This window comes from Moorena sp. SIO2C4 (assembly GCF_010672485.1).
GTDB classification, from domain to species: domain Bacteria; phylum Cyanobacteriota; class Cyanobacteriia; order Cyanobacteriales; family Coleofasciculaceae; genus Moorena; species Moorena producens.
Map to the genome: position 1 here is coordinate 1 of NZ_JAAHGN010001516.1, position 1,224 is coordinate 1,224.

Below are 1,224 nucleotides of genomic sequence, written 5' to 3' on the forward strand. Positions count from 1 at the left end.
TGCTGCCAACTTCACCAGAGGCATTAGCCAAGGTACGGATGGTACAATTGTTGACTGCTAATGAGCTATTTTCCCCAGTAATTCAACTAATCTGTCAAAAGGAAGATTCACCACAATTTAAACTAGCCAAGCGGAAGCTAGATAGAGTACTCAAATTTTTATCAGACTTGCTAGGAAACAGCCCTTACTTTGCTTCGGACCAGTTAACCTTAGGAGATATCGTTGCGGTCGCAGCAATATCGTTATTGCCGAAGTTAGAGATTAATCTTACTGATTATCCTAACATGGATCAGTGGTTTAAAAGATTGATGCAACGGGAACCATGGCAGAAGACAGACATGAGTGCAGAGGATTTTGAAGAATTCAAGCGCCGAATAAAAGTTCTGGTAAAACTGCGTGCTCGTGAACTGATTGGGGGAAATAAGACAAAGTAAATGTAAGCTATCAGCGGTCAGCGGTCAGCTATCAGCTATCAGCTATCAGCTATCAGCTCACAGCTTTTGAATAAAACAGGTAAGGGACTTGCATGTAAAAAAAATACCAATTAAAGTAGGGTGGGCAAAGTTATCTTATCTATAAGACTCATTTGAACCAAAATGTTTTTGCCCACCCTACAAGCTAAAATCTGGTATTTTATTTTTTGGCTACTCCCTAAGCATTGGTTTAATTTCTGTTACGTCAGCTGACGGCTGACGGCTGAAGGCTGTTCGCGTAGCGTGCGCGTAGCGCTTAAGCTGAATCCTTACCCACTAACACTTATCCCCTTGACTCTCCACTAAACTAGAGAGTTTATCCTTTAACTGTAGGGTGAGGGTCAATCATGAAACAACAAAACTTTCGTTTACAAGGAATGAGCTGCGCTGGTTGCGCCAGACGCATTGAAACGGTGATTCAAGCCGTTCCAGGTGTGGTAGAGTGCAGCGTCAATTTTGGTACAGAAGAAGCTAGTATTACCTACAATACCGAGGAAACTAACCCCCAAAAAACTAACCAGCAACTAACTAGACTGATTCAACAGACAGTCAGTGATGCTGGCTACCAAGCTTTCCCGATCGAGGATATCAGTGATCAGCCTGATGATCTCGAATGGCAACGTCAAGCGGAAACCCTTGACCTAAAACGAAAATTCATTGTCGGTGCTGTGCTCAGTACTGTCTTAGTGATTGGTTCACTACCGATGATGACAGGATTATCTATCCCCTGGATTCCATCTTGGTTACATCA

The 1,224-nt window shown here is 42.8% G+C and carries 2 protein-coding genes; both read left to right on the forward strand.

Translation table 11 applies throughout. The features are described 5' to 3' along the window. A partial coding sequence (locus tag F6K20_RS39115; protein ID WP_287298543.1) for a glutathione S-transferase family protein occupies window positions 1-434 on the forward strand: 434 nt, incomplete at its 5' end. A gap of 386 nt (window positions 435-820) precedes the next feature. Further along, a partial coding sequence (locus F6K20_RS39120) for a cation transporter (protein WP_287298545.1) occupies window positions 821-1,224 on the forward strand: 404 nt, incomplete at its 3' end.